General features: G+C 47.3%; 18 protein-coding genes. 9 read left to right on the forward strand and 9 right to left on the reverse strand.

Annotation, left to right across the window (positions count from 1 at the left end; all coding sequences use genetic code 11):
• Positions 1-44 precede the first annotated feature (44 nt).
• Both EKG38_RS17250 and EKG38_RS17255 read left to right on the forward strand, forming a co-directional pair.
• Positions 45-581, forward strand: coding sequence for a protein tyrosine phosphatase family protein (locus EKG38_RS17250; RefSeq protein WP_126521464.1), 537 nt, complete (start codon positions 45-47; stop codon positions 579-581).
• Between the two features lie 484 nt (positions 582-1,065).
• Positions 1,066-1,530: a rhodanese-like domain-containing protein gene (locus tag EKG38_RS17255; protein ID WP_126521465.1), complete on the forward strand. Its 465-nt coding sequence runs from the start codon at positions 1,066-1,068 to the stop codon at positions 1,528-1,530.
• Positions 1,531-1,723: 193 nt separating this feature from the next.
• On the opposite strand, the gene EKG38_RS17260 is transcribed toward EKG38_RS17255, so the two are convergent.
• The 7 genes from EKG38_RS17260 to EKG38_RS17290 form a co-directional block, all read right to left on the reverse strand.
• Positions 1,724-2,611 (reverse strand): cation diffusion facilitator family transporter, encoded by an 888-nt coding sequence (locus EKG38_RS17260; RefSeq protein WP_012144414.1) that lies wholly within the window; start codon positions 2,609-2,611, stop codon positions 1,724-1,726.
• 364 nt (positions 2,612-2,975) lie between these two features.
• Positions 2,976-6,233 (reverse strand): efflux RND transporter permease subunit, encoded by a 3,258-nt coding sequence (locus tag EKG38_RS17265; RefSeq protein WP_126521466.1) that lies wholly within the window; start codon positions 6,231-6,233, stop codon positions 2,976-2,978.
• A gap of 48 nt (positions 6,234-6,281) precedes the next feature.
• Positions 6,282-7,655, reverse strand: coding sequence for an efflux RND transporter periplasmic adaptor subunit (locus EKG38_RS17270; RefSeq protein WP_439332666.1), 1,374 nt, complete (start codon positions 7,653-7,655; stop codon positions 6,282-6,284).
• Positions 7,656-7,667: 12 nt separating this feature from the next.
• Positions 7,668-8,999, reverse strand: coding sequence for a TolC family protein (locus EKG38_RS17275; protein ID WP_126521468.1), 1,332 nt, complete (start codon positions 8,997-8,999; stop codon positions 7,668-7,670).
• A 214-nt stretch (positions 9,000-9,213) separates the two neighbouring features.
• Positions 9,214-9,687: a hypothetical protein gene (locus tag EKG38_RS17280; protein ID WP_126521469.1), complete on the reverse strand. Its 474-nt coding sequence runs from the start codon at positions 9,685-9,687 to the stop codon at positions 9,214-9,216.
• 130 nt (positions 9,688-9,817) lie between these two features.
• Positions 9,818-10,021 (reverse strand): DUF3012 domain-containing protein, encoded by a 204-nt coding sequence (locus EKG38_RS17285; protein ID WP_126521470.1) that lies wholly within the window; start codon positions 10,019-10,021, stop codon positions 9,818-9,820.
• Positions 10,022-10,142: 121 nt separating this feature from the next.
• A complete protein-coding gene (locus tag EKG38_RS17290) occupies positions 10,143-10,508 on the reverse strand; it encodes a SpoIIAA family protein (protein ID WP_126521471.1) in 366 nt (121 codons plus the stop codon).
• Between the two features lie 129 nt (positions 10,509-10,637).
• Here EKG38_RS17290 and arfB point away from each other — a divergent pair, with 129 nt between their 5' ends.
• From arfB to accC, 4 genes are all read left to right on the forward strand, one after another.
• Positions 10,638-11,054 (forward strand): alternative ribosome rescue aminoacyl-tRNA hydrolase ArfB, encoded by a 417-nt coding sequence (gene arfB / locus EKG38_RS17295; RefSeq protein ID WP_126521472.1) that lies wholly within the window; start codon positions 10,638-10,640, stop codon positions 11,052-11,054.
• Positions 11,055-11,277: 223 nt separating this feature from the next.
• Positions 11,278-11,733 carry a type II 3-dehydroquinate dehydratase gene (aroQ, locus tag EKG38_RS17300; protein ID WP_126521473.1) on the forward strand — a complete coding sequence of 152 codons (456 nt, stop codon included), beginning with the start codon at positions 11,278-11,280 and terminating at the stop codon, positions 11,731-11,733.
• 105 nt (positions 11,734-11,838) lie between these two features.
• The gene (accB, locus tag EKG38_RS17305; RefSeq protein ID WP_126521474.1) at positions 11,839-12,360 is read left to right on the forward strand and encodes an acetyl-CoA carboxylase biotin carboxyl carrier protein; all 522 of its coding nucleotides are present in this window, start codon (positions 11,839-11,841) and stop codon (positions 12,358-12,360) included.
• Between the two features lie 157 nt (positions 12,361-12,517).
• Complete coding sequence (gene accC / locus EKG38_RS17310) at positions 12,518-13,888, forward strand: acetyl-CoA carboxylase biotin carboxylase subunit (RefSeq protein ID WP_126521475.1); 1,371 nt, start codon at positions 12,518-12,520, stop codon at positions 13,886-13,888.
• A gap of 116 nt (positions 13,889-14,004) precedes the next feature.
• Here accC and EKG38_RS17315 read toward each other — a convergent pair whose 3' ends face one another.
• Both EKG38_RS17315 and EKG38_RS17320 read right to left on the reverse strand, forming a co-directional pair.
• Complete coding sequence (locus EKG38_RS17315) at positions 14,005-17,187, reverse strand: HD domain-containing phosphohydrolase (RefSeq protein WP_126521476.1); 3,183 nt, start codon at positions 17,185-17,187, stop codon at positions 14,005-14,007.
• 498 nt (positions 17,188-17,685) lie between these two features.
• Positions 17,686-17,934 (reverse strand): YgjV family protein, encoded by a 249-nt coding sequence (locus EKG38_RS17320; RefSeq protein ID WP_126521477.1) that lies wholly within the window; start codon positions 17,932-17,934, stop codon positions 17,686-17,688.
• A gap of 336 nt (positions 17,935-18,270) precedes the next feature.
• On the opposite strand from EKG38_RS17320, the gene rraA reads away from it, so the two are divergent.
• The 3 genes from rraA (at position 18,271) to ubiE (ending at position 21,038) form a co-directional block, all read left to right on the forward strand.
• Positions 18,271-18,756, forward strand: coding sequence for a ribonuclease E activity regulator RraA (rraA, locus tag EKG38_RS17325; protein WP_126521478.1), 486 nt, complete (start codon positions 18,271-18,273; stop codon positions 18,754-18,756).
• Positions 18,757-18,992: 236 nt separating this feature from the next.
• On the forward strand, positions 18,993-20,036 hold the full coding sequence (locus EKG38_RS17330) for a formimidoylglutamase (protein WP_126521479.1): 1,044 nt from the start codon (positions 18,993-18,995) through the stop codon (positions 20,034-20,036).
• 246 nt (positions 20,037-20,282) lie between these two features.
• A complete protein-coding gene (gene ubiE / locus EKG38_RS17335; RefSeq protein ID WP_126521480.1) occupies positions 20,283-21,038 on the forward strand; it encodes a bifunctional demethylmenaquinone methyltransferase/2-methoxy-6-polyprenyl-1,4-benzoquinol methylase UbiE in 756 nt (251 codons plus the stop codon).
• The last annotated feature ends 2 nt before the right edge of the window (positions 21,039-21,040 follow it).

Genomic DNA, 21,040 nt, shown 5'->3' on the forward strand with positions numbered 1-21,040 from the left:
GATTCTAAATTTGTCATTCATTCCATATATAAAGGAACCCAAAGATGAAACGTGCCATCTTACTCGCAGGTTTAATCACGGCAACGACTGCACAGGCGGAAATTTTACCCGACGCACTTCAGGATATTAAGGCGGTGCAGTTCAACAGTGCCAACGTCATCACCGCCGGACTCCCAAGCGAAGCCCAATTTGGAAAGTTACAACAAGCCGGGGTCGATCTAGTCATAAACCTGATCCCCGATGGCAACTCAAGCGGCCATGAGGATGAAGCCAGTCTGGTTAAGGCGGCAGGGATGACATACGAGTCCATCTCCGTCGATTGGAAAAAGCCCAACATAGAAGATGTCGAACGTTTCTTCTCAATAATGAACGCGAATAGAGATAAAGACATCCTGGTTCATTGCGCCGCCAACTATCGCGCATCGGCTTTCTATTATCTCTATCAAGCCACTCAGCTCAAACAAGACAGCAAGCAACAAAAGCTGCAAACCCTTGCTCCATGGGGCGATCTGGAATCCAGCTTGAAAGAGTACCCACAATGGCAAGTCCTGATGGAGCAAGTTAAGGCGAAATACCAATAGCCCCCGTTCGCAACAGTATTGCTTATAAAATTGAGGGGGGAGCAGCTCTTTGCCCCTCAATACTCATCATTCCGTGATTTTCACAACTAAAATGTTATCACCTTGCTAACAAGTATTTCGGTTTTACATTTTATGAGATATTCCGCAGCAGCATGTCTATCCCCCAAATCCGCCCACGTCAGTAACTTCAGCTGACTTCCCCCCGATAAGCAGTATTTATGTTTGCGAGTGTTCTTGATATTTTTTCAGTTCTCACCCCACATATTTATGTGACACAGCTCAATTGAACAAGCTGATAACACTACACATAATGCACTCAATTCATGTCCGGGAATTGAACTCGAGTCACGAGTAGTGACCGCTATCTCTTATGTGAATGATATGACTCTCGAAGAGGACTCTTTGAGCCATATCCGATTAGCCCCTGTGATTAACCACCTCAGGCATATATTGATTAATCCAACAAATTAGGAGTGAAAGAAGGATGAAACCCTACTTAAGCATCACCCTGCTATGCGCATTTATGGGAATGAGCACCCAGGCTATGGCCTACGATACCCAGCTGGCACAGAGTTATCAGCAGCAGTTTAGTCAGGCAAAAGGAGCCAGTGCAGGTAAGGCTATAGGTCTGATTAGTGCAGAAGCATTTGTTAAGCAGTTACAGTCGAATAAAGCCATGCTAGCCGTGGATATTCGTACTCCACAAGAGCGTCAGATCTTTGGTCTCGCCATGGAGAATAAATTAAATATCGGTATCGATGAGTTATTTACGCCAGAGAATTTAGCGCAACTCCCCAAAGATAAGCCTGTCGTTTTGGTATGTAAATCGGGTGCCAGAGCGATGGCAGCCGGAACGGCGTTACGCCACCTAGGCTACGACAATGTGAAAATCTTGAAGGGCGGTTACGGTAAATTGACTAAGTATGTAGGCCCTAATATCGCCAAATAACCCCGTATTTTAACCCCAATCCATACACATTTAGTCAGGAGGTTATCAAACCACAAAGCAAAGAACCCTAAATATCTTCACCATCTCTGCATTTGGCAGCCTGGCTTGGCTGCCGTTTTTTCTCAAGCTATAACGATACCAAGATGACTATTCGCTCATCATCGAAACCCAAGCCACCATTAACCACTGAGTACTAGGCACATTGGCCATTATCCTGAGTCTTATCGATAACCTCTAAGGTGGTATGTTCAATATTAAACTCTGTCGCTAAACACTGTTTAACGAGCTGCAATGCGGCTTCCGATTGACTCTTATCGACGAGTATTAGGTTTGCGGTAAACATGTAACGCTTATCGGAAATTTCCCACACATGAACATGCTCTATCGATTCGATAGGCTCAAGTTTACAAATTTCGGTTTTTATTTTATCGATATCTATCTCTTCAGGCGTGGCTTCCATCAAGATCAAAATCGCCTTACGTAGCAAAATCGCGCCATGATAGATCACATAGACAGAGATGATTGCGGTAGTGATGAGGTCGACCACATACCACTGGAAGTAGATGATCAAGATACCCGCGATGATAACGGCCACCGAGGCCATGGCATCGGAGACATTATGGATAAATGCGGCGCGAATATTGAGATTGTCTTTAGCACCGGAGGAGTAAGTTAACAGGGCCGTGGCGATATCGATAATCAGGGCGATGCCTGCAACGGCAAAGACAATCCAACCGTCTACCGGCTGCGGGTTAAAATAGCGGTTGATAGATTCGGCAATCAGATAGATACCGACGGCAATCAAGGAGACACTATTGATTAATGTGCCAATAATTTCCGCTCGTTTATAACCAAATGTCATGCGGCTACTGGCAGGTTTATTACCTATACGACGTGCGATAACGGCAATGATGATAGCGCCGGCATCACTGAAGTTGTGCAGGGCATCGGCTAAGAGAGATAGGCTCCCCGCCATAATGCCTCCGACAATCTGAAACAGAGTCAGAATGACGTTAATAATAATGGCGATATATAACTTTTTACTATTAGATTCAAAGTCATGAGCGTGGGCATGTGCCATGCTTAACTCCTTCTGAAAAAGCGGAGCGACCCTGCTCCGCGTACAAATACCAAATTTAACCTAGCCAGCGTTTGACATAACGACACCCATTTGAACGGTTAGACATACCAACAAGAAATTCCGGTATCAGTTAAAATTCCTGAGCCTGAAACTCCCTGTCTTTCAAATAATTGTAGCAGTCAAACCTATTATACCGACCGGTAATACTGGCAGACCGTAACAAAGGGGGTTATATACCCAAGCTACTTCAAAATACTGAATTCTGCATTTCGAATTCGTTTGGGTATAGTGAATAGAGCGGCAGACTAATGCACCCTACTCCCCTCTCTTCCCTGATGTTAAAAATTAAAAACTAAGCCTAAGGTTAATCTAACGCCTCAAGTTCTTTGCTCACTCGTGTTGATCCCTTCTCTTTCGGACCCTGATATAACCACCGATATAAGGTCGGTAGCACCAACAGGGTCAGGGCTGTTGAGCTAAACAGGCCGCCGATGATCACTACCGCCAATGGCTGTTGGATCTCACTTCCCACTCCGGTCGAGATAAGAATTGGAATAAGGCCGAGCGCCGAGGTCAATGCCGTCATCAATACCGGGCGCAGGCGTCCTACCGTTCCCTCATAAACAGACTCATAGAGGCTCTCTCCACTGTCATCCGCTCCCGACACATCATTTAATGCCGACTGTCGACGCTGATTGATCGAGTCCACCAGCACCACACCATTCAATACGGCGACACCAAACAGGGTGATAAAACCGATTGAGCTTGGCACCGACAGGTAGGTACCACTGATAAACAGCGCCACTACACCACCAATCAAGGCTAAAGGCACATTGGCCATGATCAGACCGACCTGCTTAATAGAACCAAACGAGAAGTAGAGTAACAGAGCGATTAAGCCAATTGAGATAGGCACAACCAACATCAATTTTTGCTGAGCACGCTGTTGATTCTCATATTGACCACCCACCACAACGGTATAGCCCGCAGGCAGGTTAGCCTCTGGAATAATGGCATAGATATCGTTAACCACAGAGCCCATATCGCGACCCGATACGTTCGCCTGAACCACAACACGACGTTGAACATCGTCACGTCTGATATTCGGTGGTGCCATCTCAACTTCAACACTGGCCACCTCGCCTAAACGCACGGTTGCACCGTTAACGCCACTGAGGATCAGATCTCTGAGCGCATCGGGCGCATTTCGATACTCTTCGGCTAGACGCACGTTGATGTCATATCTGGCATTACCATCTATCACCTGACCGGCACTTACACCGCCGATCCCCTGGCTAACCAGGCTCATCACGGTATCGACACTGATTCCGTAGCGGGCAAGTAGATCGCGCTTTGGACGAACCACTAACTGAGCTTCACCACTCACCTGCTCCAGTGATACATCTACGGCGCCCGGGATGCTTGATACTAACTCGGTTAGCCTCTCACCACTTTGTGACAATACATCCAGATCAGGCCCGAAGATCTTAATCGCCAGCTGCGCCTTTACGCCGGATAACAGTTCATCCACTCGCGTCGCGATAGGTTGAGAGAAGGTAAACAGAAGACCCGGATAGACACTGAGTTTGGCTTCCATCAGCTTCTGCAGTTCAACCCGACTCGATGCTGACTGCCACTGCTCGACAGGCTTGAGACCAATATAGATCTCGATATTATTCACAGGCTCAGGATCGCCCCCAAGCTCTGCCGCACCGATTCGACTCAGCGCATACTCGACCTCAGGGAACTCCAGCAACATCTTTTCCAGCTTAGGTGCCACATCGAGGGAGGTTCCCAGACTGGCAGTCGGTGCCAGTGTCACCCTCAGGTTAATCGTGCCCTCTTCGAGCTCGGGAACAAACTCGGTACCCAATTGAGGCAGCAGCGACATACTCAGCACGAATAGAGTGAATGCGGTGATCACCACAGTCTTAGGCCTTGCCATGGTTACTGTTAGCAGGCGGCGATATCCGCTTTCGATAGGCTTTAATACCGCACTCTCTCTGAGTGTGATACCACGCTTAAAGAGGAAAACGGCTAAGGCTGGTACTGCAACTAAGGCTACGACTAAGGCCGAAAGCATGGCTAAGATAATACTCACCGCCATAGGCTGGAACAACTTACCTTCGACCCCTTCCAATGCAAACAATGGCGCAAATACCACGATGATAATCGCCGTAGCAAAGAAGATAGGACTACAGACCTCTTTAGCCGCCAACATGACTCGCATAGCGATACCGTGATGATCTTCATCTACATGATGAGGATCGGCCTCACCGTCGGCGCGATCACGCGCAGCGCCTAAGTGACGTCTATCGGGCTGGGTCAGATGCTTAAAGATATTCTCAACCATCACCACCGAGCCATCGACCAACATACCGATGGCAACCGCCAAACCGCCGAGCGACATCAAGTTAGCCGACATGCCGAAATAGGACATCACCATCAAGGCTAAGCAGATAGATACCGGTATAGAAAGCAGCACTAGCATGGTGGCACGGATGTTCACCAAAAACAGCGCCAGGATAACCACAATAAACACGAAGGCCATCAAGAGCGCGTCGCGTACTGTTGTTACCGCCTGTTCAACCAGATCGGCTTGATCATAGAAGACCTCAAAGGTCACGCCATCGGGTAGTGCTTGTTCAACTAACGCGGTTCTGGCATTAATATCATCGATAGTCGCCTTAGTGTTTGCCCCCATTCGCTTCAGGATCACCCCCGCAACCACTTCGCCAAGTACCTGTGGCGTACCGGCTTCATCCCGGCGCGTCATGGTCACGGCGCCTACTCTTATCTCACTGCCGTAATCGACCTTAGCGATATCACCAACACGAATAGGGGTGCCCGCAAATTCGGTTAACGGGATCTGGGCGATCGCCTTTAGTCCCTTATCACCGGAAGGTAGCAGGCCATAGCCACGAACAACCAACTGCTCTTGCCCTTGGTCCATAAACCAACCACCGGCATTACGGTTATTACTTTCCAGTGCCGTGGTAACCTGCTCCATAGACAAGCCATAGCTCAGTAACTTATTCGGATCGATCTGCACCTGATACTGACGCACGTCACCACCAAATGAGAGTACATCTGTCACTCCGCCCACAGGCATCATGATGAGCTTAACCAGATAATCATTCAGGCTACGAAGCTCGGCGGCATCAATACCTGAATCTGGTGCGGCTCGCAGGATATACTGAAATATCTGGCCTAGTCCGGAGGTATTGGGGCCAATTTCAGGCACACCGATACCATCGGGGATCATCTCTCTCGCCGCTTGCAACTGCTCAAACACCTGCTGACGAGCGAAGTAGATATCGGTCCCTTCGGCGAACACTACGGTCACCAGAGAAAGGCCCGTACGGGAAAGCGAACGCACCTCAGTTACTGCCGGCAGCGCGTACATGGCCGATTCGACCGGATAACTGATCAGTTTTTCAACTTCTTCGGCCGCCAGGCCTTCGGCTTCGGTATTGACCGTAACCTGCACATTGGTCACATCTGGAAAGGCATCCAGATTTAATTTAGGTAACATGGCCACACTGGCGATCGCAACCGCGATCAATGCCAACACCACCAACAATCGGTTACGGATCGCAACCTCAATAAGTCTCTGTAACATACGAGAACCTCTTTTCTTACTCGCTCTCGGAGCGAGCCTTAGTGGTAATTAGTGGTTATGGATATCGAAGCCTGATTTGGCTTGCTCTGAGGCCAGAAAGAATGCCCCGGATACCACAACATTACTGCCCGCAGCCAGACCACGAACTAAGTTCATGCCGCGCTGACGTTGAACCACTTCCACTTCGACGGCCTCGAAGCCATCCTCATCTTGAATAAACACCTGCCAATCACCATCGCCACCACGCGTCAGTGCCGCATCGGGAAGAATGACGCCCCCTTGCACTGCATTCGGAAGATATAACTCAGCAAATTGACCCGCATGAATGACGTGGCCGGGATTTTCAAGACTCACTAGGATCTGCTCGGTGCGAGTCACACTATCGAGTTCATGAGAACGACCGATGATCTTAGCCTCTAAGGTTTTATCCCCGACCCGAACCAGCGCCTTACTGCCGACACTCACGTTCTCAGACTGCTTTGGCGTGACCTGAGCTTCGACCCATAGGTGTGATTCATCGGTTATCTGCATCAGAGCCGTCCCCGCAGCAATGACCTGACCCAACATGGCAAGATCTTGCTGCACGCGCCCATTGATAGGCGCAAGCAGTTGATAGCTACCGATAGTCTCAGGATTAGACTCTAACGCGCCGATCTGAGAGCTGGTCATCTTCATCGCTTCAAGGGTTGCACGCTTAAGTTCTGCATCGACCTGCGCCTGAAGACGGCGGCTCGCACTGACTGCGCTCTTACTCATACGCTTAACACGACTCCATTCGGCCGCGGCATTGATGTATTCGGCCTGCGCCTGAGCAACAGCAACGCCGCCTAAGGTCAGCAAGGGCTGCCCTTTTTTCACCTCTTGTCCAGGTACGACATGACGCTGCTCAATTCTGACATCCAGCTGAGGCGCCAGAGTCATAGTTCTGTCTCTGTCGACCACTAAGGTCGCCGTTGCCACAGCCTCTAGACTGAACGACTCTTCTGAGAGCCTGGCAACCTCAATGCCTGCCAGCTGTTGCTGCTCTGCAGTAAGCTGCAGTGCATGCCCCTCCTCTTCCGCTTCCTCTCCATGCCCGTGTCCATCATCGGCGGTTTCCGGTGAGGCATTTTTGAGTTCAGCTTTCTCAACAGATTCGGCCTCATGATCATGTCCCTCTTCCTCTCCATGGCCATGTCCGTCATCGGCGGTTTCCAGTGAGATATTCTCTAATGAGGTAGTGCTGAGTTCTGTTTTATCCGCCGTTTCGGCGCCATGATCATGTCCTTCGCCCGCAAATGCGGCAGAGGGTAGCGAGATAGCTGCGGCTAAGGTGATAAACAGACCAAAGCCCATGGCTCTGGTGATCGCATTGGTTGTCGCATTGCCTGTCGCATTGAGCTCGAAACTATTATTAACTGATTGCTGGTTTTTCATATTCATTATTCCGTCTGATTACAGTGCTGCAGCCGTATTTGATGCTGAATGCGAGGGCTGAGCTGAAAGTTGTGCCTGAAGAAATGATTCAAGTTGCCCGCTGGCGCCCATCCACTCCAGCCAGCTCTGATACAGAGCCGTCTCCAGAGTCAAGCCGACAAGGTAACTGCTTGAAAGCTGACGCTGACTCTGCAGATAATCACTGGTATTGATGTCACCGGCTCGCCATTGTTGAGCCAATGCCGATGCGGCTTCCTGACCCGAAGTCAGCACCAATTCACGCCAATCTTGATAGCGCTCGGTGAGTCTTGGCAGACTTAAATGGAACTTCTTCTGCTGTTGAATCAGCACCCTTTCACGCGCCAGATAAGTTTGCTCGGCAACGGCAATGTCCTGGCTGGCCACGGCTAAGGTTTCACTGTAATTATTGCGGATCTGCAAGGGAATTGAGATACCAACCCCGAACTTGTTCTCTTCACCCTCGCGCTCGGCATTTAAGCTGACGGTGGGATCGGCTGATGTGTCGGCCTTCACCTGTTGAACCGTCACCTTGGCTAATAGCACTTGCTGATAAGCACTTCTCAAAGCGGGTAACTCAGGATCTACCTGTGTCGATATCTTTGGAAGCGTTAACGCCCCGAGAAATCCGCTAAAGGGCAGTTCGCTATCCCCGAATAACATCAACACATTGGCATCAGCGGTGATGGAGGCTTGCTCGGCTATTGCGTAGTCGGCGGCTTTACTCGCCACATCGAGTTGAATCAATTTAAGTTCTACAGCCGATAGATCACCGACCTGCATCTGCTGCTTGGCGATCTCAAATTGCGTCTTAGCCGCTTGCAGTTGCTGTTTTTGAAACACTACCGCCTTTCGGTTTTGAGCTTGTTCGACGAGTGCCTGTATCGAACCGGCCAACATCTGACTTCGCTCCAACGAGATATCGGAGAGCATAATTTCAGACTCAAGCTGGGCTTTACGTGTCGCCGCACCACGCTTATCCCCCCAATCAATGGTCTGGCTGATGCCGAGCGTATAGGTATCTTCACTCGCATTCTGGTAATCCAAACCCAGCTCAGGATTATAGACCGCCTGATCGGCCGCCTTAATACTCAACTCGGCTTGAGTGCGTCTCGCCTGTTGAGCGGCAACTTCAGGCAAGGCGTTGAAGCTCTGCATCAGGCCAGGTAGCCAAGACTCGAAATGGGTTTGGTTAGCACTCTTGTTCGCCGATGTACATGGTGTATAAGCCAGAGATGGGGCTTGTAAGTCTGCTTCTATAGCAGCCTGAGCACTCGCGGCTCCACTTGTTAAATAAGCTAACAATAGGCTGGCAATTATTGTTTTTTTCATCGCATGTCCTATCCCAAGAAGCTTTGAACTATGCGGGGTTCAGGCCTGCTGAAACTGAATTCAGAAGCGCGAATACAACACATATACGGAGCTGTTCTTGGGTTAAATCATTATCAGGAGCCACATGGCACTGGGCCATTGGATTCCAATTAACTGCTTTAAATGATCTTGCTTCCAGCGATAAGCCGAGGGCTCGTAACCAGAAACGAAAAGGTTATGCGATAGGGGGGCGGTAGTCCGGTAGGGCTTCCGGTGGCAGGTAATTACTACTGATGCTGGTAAGAGCATCGTCCACAGGGGCCAAAGGAGTCGTTGAGTTGATAGACATAGCAGTAACGTGACCGCCATGACACTGACAATCGAGGCAAAGATCGAAGGTTTTAGTTTCAGTCTTACTCACGAGGTGTGAATGAGTGCTACTAGGATCATTGCTTGATGCAAAATTTTTGCTCGAGTCTAAGCTTTTGAAATCAAATTCGGTTTCGGCTGAGCATGTGCAATCGACACACTGAGCCAGGCTGGTGATCTCGGCAGTAAACTGCAGATGGGGGTGATTTTCCGACTCTTCGTCATGACTCCCAAGATGCAACTGATGCGCGCCTAAGTTAGCCCCTGCAAACTGCAGCAGCACAACGGCGATCAACGCAATGGCGACCTTGTGGGTGAATAGACGAAATTGATAGCGCAAAAAATACCTTAAAAAGAGTGCTACTGAACCTGTTTTAAATCTGACTGCGATTGTATCTGAAAGTTCAGCGCAGACAATATAAACTTAGGATTCAAAATCTAAAGTATTGCCTGCATCACATCGAATGATGTTATTTAAATACGCAGTGCTTAGCATAATCGGCCGCTTCGTTCGCAGACCAATCACCTGAGTCTTTTTCGCTCATCTGCTTACACCACTTTTCGCTGCCGACTTCTGGTGCACAACCACTTAAGCCAGCCATGAAAATCCCAGCCAGCGCGATAGAGATAAATCTAGCCGAGGCGTTAAGTGATGTTCCATTTTTTGAAAGCATTTGATTTTCCTTAAGTTATGATTGCCACCAGCGTCTACTCTCTATAAAAACATTAGTGGCGGCTTTATATTATAAAATAACGACACAGCTAATGTCTTATTTAATAACAATATCTGATCATTTACTTATCTAAATTGGTGGCAATCCAATCTTTTGCCAACTCTTTTTCCTCTAATGGGTACCAAGCTACCTCGCCTTGCATAAACGGCCCCATCAGACGCACGGCGTCACCGAACCAATCGGGCCCCCCCACCAGGACTAAACCGTCGAAGTTAGGCAGTTGAACCTCACCACTTCCCTTCAGGGACTGTGAGTCCCACCCCTCTAATAACACATCGGCTTCTATATAGAGACAGACCTTACCCGATTGTTCACGATAGCTCTCAATCAAAGGCTTAAGGTGTTGCTGATAATCAGAGGTAGACAAACGCCCGCTAGCAAAAAGGCTGATAACACCTTCAGCAATATCTGGGATTTTGCATAACATAGAAAAACTCCGAACAAGGATAAATGGTCAAGCACCTAATAGTGCTTAGAGCATACCAGAGATATCGATACTGAATAAACTCAATCTTCTGTTAAGATACACTCCTCCCAAACGACGATATATTTTGCCATGATAAAAATTTCGAACAGTGTCTCTCTTCAAGAAAATGAGATTGAATGGCAATTTATTCGCTCCAGTGGTGCGGGTGGTCAACATATTAATAAGGTTTCTACTGCGGCCCAAATCATCTTCGATATCAAGGCTTCATCTCTGCCGGATTTTTACAAGCAAGCACTCCTAAAGAAAGCGGATCATCGCATCACAAAAAGCGGCAAAGTTATCATTAAGTGTCAGCAGAGCCGTAGTCAAGACTTCAACCGTCAGACAGCGTTAGCCCAATTCATCGAGCTTATCGCCAGCGTGGCCATCATTCAGAAAAGACGCATAGCCACCAAACCGACAAAAGGAAGCCAACGTAGGCGTGTCGATACAAAAAAGCAGAAAGGCGCCACCAAGGCGTTAAGACGAAGTAAGTCAGATTATTAAGTGGTGAGAAACTAGGGCCTGATTTCTAGCACCTATCGTCTTTTTCTGCCTCATCTCGCCGCCTTTTCTACCTCATCTCGCCGCCTTTCTCTACATAGTTTCGCCGAAATTGACGCTAAAAGTCGACAACTCCCTAAACTTCTGTTGAAATCAGATAAGTCACTTATTGTGCAATAGTCAGCGATTACTCACCTATTACTATTAAAAAATCAAGGATACCTCCATGGGCGGCAAGGCAAAGATCTTACTGGTGAACGGACCGAACCTTAATCTACTAGGACGCAGAGAGCCCGGACATTATGGGCACCACACCTTAGATCAGATAGTCAAAGAGCTACAAGATGAGTCAACCAATGCAGGCGTTGTCCTCGAGCATATACAGTCAAATGCAGAACATGAGCTAATTGATGCCATTCACGCAACGGAAGCCGACTTTATCATCATTAACCCCGCCGCATTTACTCACACGAGTGTCGCGCTAAGAGACGCTATTCTGGGTGTATCAATTCCCTTTATCGAAGTACACCTCTCTAATGTGCATGCCCGAGAGCCGTTTCGTCACCACTCCTATTTCTCAGACAAGGCTGTCGGCGTGATCTGCGGTCTGGGCGCACAGGGTTATCAGTTTGCACTGCAATCGGCGGTTAGCCGACTCAAGGCTAAATCGGCAGAGCGTTGATTCTGGGTTCTGGGTTCTAGGTTCTAGGTTCTAGGTTCTAGCGCAGTAATCTGTTAACGATAAAAATTGAACAACTATTATTGAAATAACTATCTTTGGAAAAAAATGGATATTCGAAAAATAAAGAAGCTGATTGAGTTAGTGCAGGAGTCGGGGATTGCCGAACTCGAGATCAAGGAGGGCGAAGAGTCGGTAAGGATCTGCCGTCAGAGCCCGGCCTCCCCCTTTCCCAATCAACCTATCTATGTACCCGCAGGTGTACAAGAGGCGACCGGTGAAGTAAGTACTAACCTGGCAGCAAGTTCAACCTCAACAGCCTCTCAACTAATTTCATCACAGAGCGCTTCACTATCAAGCACAAGCAATATTGCAGATGAGTTTGATGAGGCCAACACTGTGATATCTCCTATGGTCGGCACCTTCTACCTGTCACCGTCCCCCAAAGCCGAGCCACTTTGTCAGGTGGGACAAGTCGTAGAGCAGGGCGCGCCAGTCTGTATCATTGAAGCGATGAAGATGATGAATCAAATTGAGGCGCCTCGATCCGGCGTCATTAAAGCCATTCTGGTAGAGAGCGGTGAAGCCGTCGAATTCGATCAAGCCTTGATTATTATTGAAGATGAATAGATCGAGTTGCGAGTTGCGAGTTGCGAGTTGCGAGTTGCGAAAAGTGAACCAGCACTTAAGACCCATAGCAAGACCAGAGCTTTCTTTGAGAAGAAGTCGTTGAGAGAAAGCCATCGAGACATAGCTGTGAGAAAATCTCATTGAGGGATCGTCATTGATGAAACTACCAAATGAGCGTCCAATAACACGCGTGCTTATCGCCAACCGAGGTGAGATAGCACTCAGAATACAGCGTGCTTGCGCCGAACTAGGCATAGAAACGGTGGCCATTCATTCAACGGCCGATCGCCAGCAATTACATCTCGAATATGCCAGCCAAACACTCTGTATCGGGAAAGCGTCGGCATTAAATAGTTACCTCAATATTTCAGCCATTATTTCGGCGGCGTCACTTTCTAGAACAGATGCGATACACCCAGGATACGGATTTCTCTCCGAAAACGCCGACTTTGCCGAGCAAGTTGAAAGCAGTGGCTTTGTTTTCATCGGTCCTACCCCTGAAGTTATTCGTCTTATGGGTGACAAGATCTCAGCCATTGCGGCAATGAAGCAAGCCGGAGTGCCCACCGTTCCTGGCTCCGACGGAAGCTTAACCGACAATCATCAGCATAATAAACAGCTTGCAGAGCAGATAGGTTACCCCGTAATAATAAAAGCCACCGCCGGTGGTGGTGGACGAGGCATGAGGGTCATAAAGGGGGAAGCTGAGCTCATTCAGGCTATCGAACTAACCCGGGCCGAGGCCTTGGCCGCATTTGCCAATGACTCGCTCTATATGGAGAAGTATCTTGAAACGCCTCGCCATATTGAAATTCAGGTGCTGTCTGATGGCCAGGGAAACGCTATCCACTTAGGTGAGCGCGACTGCTCGATGCAGCGAAAACATCAAAAGGTCATCGAGGAGGCCCCCGCCCTAGGTATCGATGAACAAACACGCCATACCATAGGTGAGCTCTGTGCTAAGGCCTGCATAGAGATAGGTTATCGCGGCGTTGGTACCTTCGAGTTTCTCTATGAAGCAAACCGGTTCTACTTTATTGAGATGAACACACGCATTCAGGTAGAGCATCCCATCACTGAGATGATCACCGATGTCGATATTATCAAGGCGCAGCTGGAAATTGCCTCAGGTTTACCTCTCAAACTTAAGCAGCAAGATATCCCCCTCAACGGTCACGCCATCGAGTGCCGGATCAATGCCGAAGATCCTGAAAACTTTGTCCCTTCGCCTGGCCTCATTACTCAGTTTCACGTCCCCGGGGGAATTGGCGTTCGCTGGGACTCTCACCTCTATCAAGGCTACAGCATCCCTCCCTATTATGATTCCATGATTGGAAAACTGATCACCTGGGGGGAGGACAGAGCGACCGCCATTGCCCGCATGCAGGTGGCGATCAATGAGCTGAAAATTGAAGGGATAAAAACCAATATACCTCTGTTAAAGAAGATACTGGCCGATGAAGGGTTCAGGCAAGGCGGACAATCGATACATTATCTTGAGAAAGAGATCCTAGAACCTAGGAACTAGGAACTAGGAACTAGGAACTAGGAACTAGGAAATAGGAACTAGGAACTAGGAACTAGGAACTAGGAAATAGGAACTAGGAACTAGGAACTAGGAACTAGGAACTAGGAACTTTAGCCTTAACTTAAATACTTAGCCACATCGACCTCGTCTATCTGTTTAGAATCAAGGAATTTGTTGGCATATTCCAGGTATATTCCACTCGAGAGGAAGAGTTTAAACAGATCCATATCTAAGTGATTATCGAGCGCCATCTTATGCAAGATATCCACGGCAACACTGATAGGCTTAGCCTTCTTATAGGGCCTGTCTGCTGCGGTCAGCGCTTCGAATATATCTGCAACCACCAAGATACGCTCGGGGATAGATAACTCCTCGGCGCTAAGCTTTCTCGGATAACCGGTACCCTTCAAGGTTTCATGGTGGGTCGATGCATATCGCGGCACTCTCGCCAGTTCAGGAGGAAAAGGCAGGTTCTCTAACATCTTTATCGTACTGGTGACATGTTCATTAATTTTAAACCGATCCTCAGCGGTTAATGTCCCTCTTGAGATAGACAAGTTATAGAGCTCACCAAGGTTGTATTGATCTTCAGGGATCTCCATCTTGATACCAAACTTAGGATCGAACTCAACTTTAGATACTCGCTTTATAATATGCTCAGTTCTATCACTGAGTAATGGCTCTTCCACTGGCAGTGAGTCGCCTCTATCTGGCAGCTCTTTATTACTTAACTCCTCAACTGGTGACAGCCCTAATCGATTATCGAAATGTCGCAGCCAGGTCGTATTAGCCAACAGGTGCAGACGCTCTATATGCTTCTCATCCATAAACTCACCACCGACATTCGTACTGGCAATAAACTCAAAGTCTTCTGTAAATTGACTCTGCTTTGCGGCCAGTTCACGGCGCAACGCTTCCTCTTTTTCAGGAGCCTGTAGTAACTGTTTGAAATAGCTAATCTCGGCATCGCGCCAGAGCACTTCGAAGCGCATCCTCACCTCATGGATCCGGTTATAGATCGCTTCCAGCTTAGTGCCTTTATCGACAATATATTCCGGGGTGGTTATCTTGCCGCAGTCGTGCAGCCAGGCGGCAATCCTGAACTCACGATGCTCATCCTCAGATTTGAAATAGAAATCTTTGAAGGGAGCCGAAGTTGACTTTGCCGCCACGTCGGCCAACATTAATCCCAACTCAGGTACCCGGTTACAATGACCTGCAGTGTAGGGCGACTTATCATCGATCGCCTGAGCGATAAGACGGATAAATGCCTCCATCAACTCTTTTTGGCTCTCTTCATACTGCTGAATCGACATCGACATATCGAGCATTGAATCTGCCAGCTCTTTGATCTCTTTGATATTGGTATCGATCGTCTGAAGATCCTTATAACGCCGATGTTTTATTTTTTCATTTTCAGCAGAAAGCAGCTTAATAGGGTTGATGATAGGCGCGGAGAACAACCATGAAATCGGCAATACCAGCAGTAAACAGATACTGGTGATAAAGATGGAGGTTGTCACCTTTTTCAGACTGGGCATTAATACAGTATCTTCGGGCACAATCACGGCGAAAAAATCCTTCTCTTTCCCCTTAGCACCAATCTGTGTCACATAGATAAAATGGGGAACCCCCTTAATCGTTCTGGATAAAAGCTGGTTATATTCACTTTGATTATTAGCTATTTCGATAAGCTCCGGGTATGGTACGGCCCCCTCACTTCGTACCTGCTTCACTTTATTTCCATTGCCAAACCATTTCAGTCTCAAGGCGGCTTTCTGCTCTGTGGTGATATTCGCAAGTGCAAGATTAAAAATCCCCACCAACTCCTTATCGGCATCGTTGAGTAGGAAATATAGGTCACCAGAATTTGTTGCCAAACTAAAATCTAACGATTCATGATAAGCAAGACTTTCAATGAAGAACTGTTTAGCCGTATAACGTAAAATCACCTCAGTATCTAATCCGGCAAACACTTCACCATCTGCAACGGCTTGTAAGACAGCTTTCGTGGAGGCGACCTCTATCACTTTAATGCCGGGGAAATGAGTCTTAATAGCGGCGATAACAAACCAGCCTTGTGGTATTGCTACTGTCTTACCAACCAATTCATCAATGTGAGTAATTTCTTTGATGCCAGACTGTGTCACAACAACTAATGGCATCTGTAAAAACGGGTCGGTGAAATGCCCCATCTTTTCATTCTCGGCTGTTCTATAGAGCGAATTAAGCATACCCAGCTCCCCTCGCTTATAACCCTCAACCAATTCAGTCCAGGTAAAGCCATTGATATAGTCGAACTCGACTCCGGTCATGTCCGATATTATATTAAGCAGATCTATGCTGTACCCTTTCGGCATCCCGGACTTGGCAAAGTCGATAGGGGCCCAATCGTTCTCGTTGGACACCTTAATCATCGAATGCTCGGCGACGATTTTTTGCTGCTCAGGAGTAAGTTGAAGTGGTTGAGATTTCGGGATGGGATACTGCTCCGGCTCCTTTTGATTTGAGGCGATCAACTCCCCGCTACGCTTATAGAGGTAGATCTCGCTAAAGGCATCACCGCGCTCATTCAGGTCTTGGGTCTGCAGGTAATCAGATACCGAAGAGAGGGCGATATCGACGGCTAACACGACTTCAGATTCAGGTATCTTAATCGAGTAAGTTTCGCCCGGTGCCTGCAGATGATGAAACAGGTAAGGTTCAGACTTATACACTTCATGCACCTTGGCACTCACATACCAGGGGCGCTCATTGGCATAGTAATCACTGGGCTCTGAACGTTGGGCTCTTAGGTTTAACTGCTCATCTAAATAGAAGTATTGCCGCTGACGCGCACCCCCTTGACCCGTTACCAATACATATACCCACCGATCGATATGGGAAGCTTGAAACTGCTCTCTGGCACCCGGACTGACTTCCAAATTGATCAATCCATGGTAATCACCATTGGGAAAGCCGATATATATGGCATAGAAAAGCGCATTACTCTCCATGACATCGGCAAACACAGGTTTGGCATCATCATCTAAATTTTCGGCATCGATAAGGTTACTGAGGCTGGAGAGGAGTTTTGCGGTATTGACCGCTTTCTCATCGACTTGAGTCAGAAAGTCGCTGGTATGGCGCGCGGTGAGGCTATAAATTTTTGAGGCGGACTCGCTGGCCATGGATTTACTGAAGTAATACTGCAAACCGATAGCTATCGCAGCCGTCAGCATAGTCGCCAAGATAAAGATGCTGATCACCGTAAATCGAATAGAGATCTGATTGGTTTTATTACCCACAGTCGATTTCATTTTCTCCCCTATATCCTTATAAGACTCATTACCTCAAACCCAACTTCTCACAGATACGCATCAAGCTTACAGAGTTAAGAGCCTATCGCTCTGGGTTCATTCATTATGATTAATTCTGGATACGCTATTCAGGTATTCTATTAGTGTAAAACACAATTCGATATACTGCATCGCCTCGGCCCGGCCCACTTCATAACCAATTAAAATCAGACATCTACGATTAATACCAGACTGCCATATAGGACGAGTGATCCTATATCACAATGAATTTACGGGAGTTAGATTAAAGAGAATGGATACCTCAGAGGCTTTCTGAGCGGTTTACGGATTTTTTCGTCGCCATGATTAATGGTAACAATAGGCATAAAAAAGGCTCCTAATCAGTTATTAAACTAATTCAGAGCCTAAATTAATGCCGTGACCCGTAGATCACAGCCAACCTAATGACTTGTTACAGCAGCGCTATGCATTAAAATCTATGTTTTAAAAACAATGCACTTAGGCTGTGACAGCAGGCTGAGATCTTGTACGGTAGATTTTAATTAAGTGATAGATATTAATGCAGGCAACAAATGCATTCATTCCGGCAACTGGCCATGCAGAGATATAAACACCGTAGATCACAAACAAGGTGCAACCGGTAAAGTTTAAACATCTAAGCCAGGTAATATCTTTCATCATTAGTGAAATTGCCACCATCACTGAGGCAGAATAACCAATAATTTCAATCGTGTTTGTAGCTTCCATCAGGTACCTTCCAAAGGCCCTCTGCCATCCATAAGCTAATTGGGGGGTCCGTGCCCCTAAAGCAAGTTAAAGTAAAGTTAATTAATATCTGTGCACATGCTAACAAATCCTGCCATCGGATGTAATTAAAATACGTTATTTAATGACCTGGGTCATACTTTCTGTTCAATATCTATTCAGGTGACGAAAACTTACAACAAAGATGTTAACAGGTGCTTTTATCGGCAATACCGTGATTGATAACACTTTTCTTTTTACCAATCCCTTATATACTGTCGTTAACTCACTACATTTGTGCATCTACTCAGCACAATACCGATCTACAGGAGTATGACTATGGAATACAACACCTCAGAACTTTGTGACACTTACATCGATGTGGTTGATGTTGTCGAACCTATGTTCAGCAATTATGGTGGTTGTAACTCTTTTGGTGGCTCAATTAGCACGATTAAATGCTTCGAAGATAACGGTCTTATTGCAGAAGCGCTGCAGCAAGACGGTGAAGGCAAGGTTTTGCTCGTTGACGGTGGCGGCTCTCTGAGACGTGCCCTGCTCGATGCCTCTATCGCCCAGTTAGCTGTGGATAATAAGTGGGAAGGCATTATCATCTATGGTTCGGTCAGAGATGTAGATGCACTGGAAGATCTCGACATCGGCATTCAGGCTCTGGCCTCGATTCCGGTTGGCGCCGATGAAAACTCTGTCGGTGAGCTGGAGATCCCAGTCAACTTTGGTGGCGTTACCTTCTTGCCTCTCGATCATGTCTATGCCGATAACACAGGTATAATCCTCTCTCCAGAACCGTTAGACATGGACTAATCATGAAGAGAAACGGCTTTAAATAGAAGTCGATAAAGAGAGGATGATGAAACCCGGTTTCACCATCCTTTTTTGTTTTCAGCATTGTCGTTCTACGCTAGGATTCAGTTAAAAGTTTTCATTCAATATCGACCAGCCATCATCGACAAACCGCTATCTCTCATCCTTTCATTGCCATCCTCTCCCCTATTAAGCCACAATGTATCCATAAGCATCAAAATAAGAACTCAACAGACATGCAGCATCTCATCCCCTTTACCGCTCAGCAGTGCCAGAAACTCGTTTCACTCCGGGACGGCGAAACTAAGCTGGCTCAGACAGTGCATTCTTGCTCTGCGAAAACAACTCTTACAGACACATTAGTCAGCGCTAAGAGTAACCAGGTTCGTTTTGCGATTATCGGCATAGGTGAAGATATTGGCCCGCGTGCCAACTTAGGTCGTGGCGGCGCAACCGATGCATTTGATTCGGCCATGACACAATTTCTCAATCTGCAGTCGAACCGATTCTTAAGTGGCAAAGAGTGTTTAATATTGGGGGAGATAGAGACCCGCGATCTGCAGCTTCCCGAAGGAGCCGACGCTGAGGCATTGAGAAGAAATGTAGACCGACTCGATGAACGCGTTATCTCATTAGTCAGCCAGGTGATGGCGGCGGGATTAGAACCTATCATTATCGGCGGAGGACACAACAACGCCTATGGCTTATTGATGTCGGCCAAGTTAACCCATAAGAAAAAAGTCGCGGCAGTTAACTTAGATCCGCACTCTGATTTTCGCCCCAGAGAGGGACGTCACAGTGGCAACGGCTTCAGTTATGCCGCGGCCAGCGGGGCGCTTGGGTATTACCATGTCTTAGGCCTGCATGAGCTAAAAAATAGTGAAGAGACGCTGGATCAACTGACCACATTCGGTGGGCACTGGCATACACTCCAGTCTATCTGGGTTCGACGAGAGATCACGCTCGAATCCGCCTTAAAAGAGATTATAACTAAGCTGAACGATAGCCAGATGCCCGTCGCATTAGAGCTGGATCTCGATGCGATAATTAACATGCCTAGCAGCGCCTCGACTGCGGCGGGTATCCCCTTGATGGATGCCCTGTATTACGTCAGTTCCGTAGCCCGAAATACGCCATGCAGCTATTTTCATTTAGCCGAAGCCGCACCAGACTGTCATGTTGCAGGCATAGCCGCAGGTTACCGTGAAACGGGACAAAGCATCAGCGAGCTGATCTACGCCTATATTCAGGGACGATTACAGTCTCAGCAAATAGGTTAGTAGACACTGGACCCTAGCTACCAGAGCCTAGGATTTAATGTATATTTATTTTGGGCTATTCACCAACGGCTTATATTATGATGTAATGCGCAGTCAAATTTGCGAAACCCTGCGTTATCACGCATTTTCAACAAATCCAAGTCCAGATAACTAACATAGCTCACAGAGTGGCTGTAGAAAGATTCTGCAACTTGAATGAATGACTTACACTCGCAAATAATAATTTAAAAGTATAGGAACAGATAGATGTCAGAGGGCACACAGAATAGTACCCATTTCGGTTACAAAACAGTTGAAGCAGATCAGAAAGCCGATATGGTAGCTGGCGTCTTTCATTCTGTAGCAGCCAAATATGACATCATGAATGATGTCATGTCCTTTGGTATCCACCGCATGTGGAAACGCTTTACTATTGAAAGTGCCGGTGCTCGTCCAGGAATGAAAGTACTTGATTTAGCTGGTGGTACAGGTGATCTAACGGCAAAATTCTCTCATCTTGTTGGTGATAAGGGTCAGGTCACTCTTGCTGACATTAACGACTCTATGCTTAAAGTGGGTCGTGAAAAGTTAAGAGACAAAGGTATCGTCGGCAATGTGAACTATGTTCAGGCCAACGCAGAAGCACTACCGTTTCCTGACAACCATTTCGATATCATTACTATCGCCTTCGGCTTACGAAATGTCACAGATAAAGATTCGGCAATTCGCTCTATGCTACGCGTGCTTAAGCCGGGTGGAAAACTACTCATTCTTGAGTTTTCAAAGCCTCAACACGATGTCATGCGTAAAATTTATGACCTATACAGCTTTAAAATTTTGCCAAAGATGGGCTCTCTAATCACTCAAGATGCCGACAGCTATGAGTATCTGGCCGAGTCAATCCGCATGCACCCAGACCAAGACACCCTGAAAGGTATGATGGTCGATGCAGGTTTTGAGCAGGTTGAATATACCAATATGACAGATGGGATTGTTGCGCTACACAAAGGCTATAAATTCTAATT

The organism is Shewanella canadensis (genome assembly GCF_003966225.1).
Taxonomy (GTDB): domain Bacteria; phylum Pseudomonadota; class Gammaproteobacteria; order Enterobacterales; family Shewanellaceae; genus Shewanella; species Shewanella canadensis.

What these genes read in the sequence shown, in the direction of transcription:
- EKG38_RS17250 (WP_126521464.1), top strand. Translation starts at nt 45, where the DNA reads ATGAAACGTGCCATCTTACTCGCAGGTTTAATCACGGCAACGACTGCA.
- EKG38_RS17255 (WP_126521465.1), top strand. Translation starts at nt 1,066, where the DNA reads ATGAAACCCTACTTAAGCATCACCCTGCTATGCGCATTTATGGGAATG.
- EKG38_RS17260 (WP_012144414.1), bottom strand. Translation starts at nt 2,611, where the DNA reads ATGGCACATGCCCACGCTCATGACTTTGAATCTAATAGTAAAAAGTTA.
- EKG38_RS17265 (WP_126521466.1), bottom strand. Translation starts at nt 6,233, where the DNA reads ATGTTACAGAGACTTATTGAGGTTGCGATCCGTAACCGATTGTTGGTG.
- EKG38_RS17270 (WP_439332666.1), bottom strand. Translation starts at nt 7,655, where the DNA reads ATGAATATGAAAAACCAGCAATCAGTTAATAATAGTTTCGAGCTCAAT.
- EKG38_RS17275 (WP_126521468.1), bottom strand. Translation starts at nt 8,999, where the DNA reads ATGAAAAAAACAATAATTGCCAGCCTATTGTTAGCTTATTTAACAAGT.
- EKG38_RS17285 (WP_126521470.1), bottom strand. Translation starts at nt 10,021, where the DNA reads ATGCTTTCAAAAAATGGAACATCACTTAACGCCTCGGCTAGATTTATC.
- EKG38_RS17290 (WP_126521471.1), bottom strand. Translation starts at nt 10,508, where the DNA reads ATGTTATGCAAAATCCCAGATATTGCTGAAGGTGTTATCAGCCTTTTT.
- arfB (WP_126521472.1), top strand. Translation starts at nt 10,638, where the DNA reads ATGATAAAAATTTCGAACAGTGTCTCTCTTCAAGAAAATGAGATTGAA.
- aroQ (WP_126521473.1), top strand. Translation starts at nt 11,278, where the DNA reads ATGGGCGGCAAGGCAAAGATCTTACTGGTGAACGGACCGAACCTTAAT.
- accB (WP_126521474.1), top strand. Translation starts at nt 11,839, where the DNA reads ATGGATATTCGAAAAATAAAGAAGCTGATTGAGTTAGTGCAGGAGTCG.
- accC (WP_126521475.1), top strand. Translation starts at nt 12,518, where the DNA reads ATGAAACTACCAAATGAGCGTCCAATAACACGCGTGCTTATCGCCAAC.
- EKG38_RS17315 (WP_126521476.1), bottom strand. Translation starts at nt 17,187, where the DNA reads ATGAAATCGACTGTGGGTAATAAAACCAATCAGATCTCTATTCGATTT.
- EKG38_RS17320 (WP_126521477.1), bottom strand. Translation starts at nt 17,934, where the DNA reads ATGGAAGCTACAAACACGATTGAAATTATTGGTTATTCTGCCTCAGTG.
- rraA (WP_126521478.1), top strand. Translation starts at nt 18,271, where the DNA reads ATGGAATACAACACCTCAGAACTTTGTGACACTTACATCGATGTGGTT.
- EKG38_RS17330 (WP_126521479.1), top strand. Translation starts at nt 18,993, where the DNA reads ATGCAGCATCTCATCCCCTTTACCGCTCAGCAGTGCCAGAAACTCGTT.
- ubiE (WP_126521480.1), top strand. Translation starts at nt 20,283, where the DNA reads ATGTCAGAGGGCACACAGAATAGTACCCATTTCGGTTACAAAACAGTT.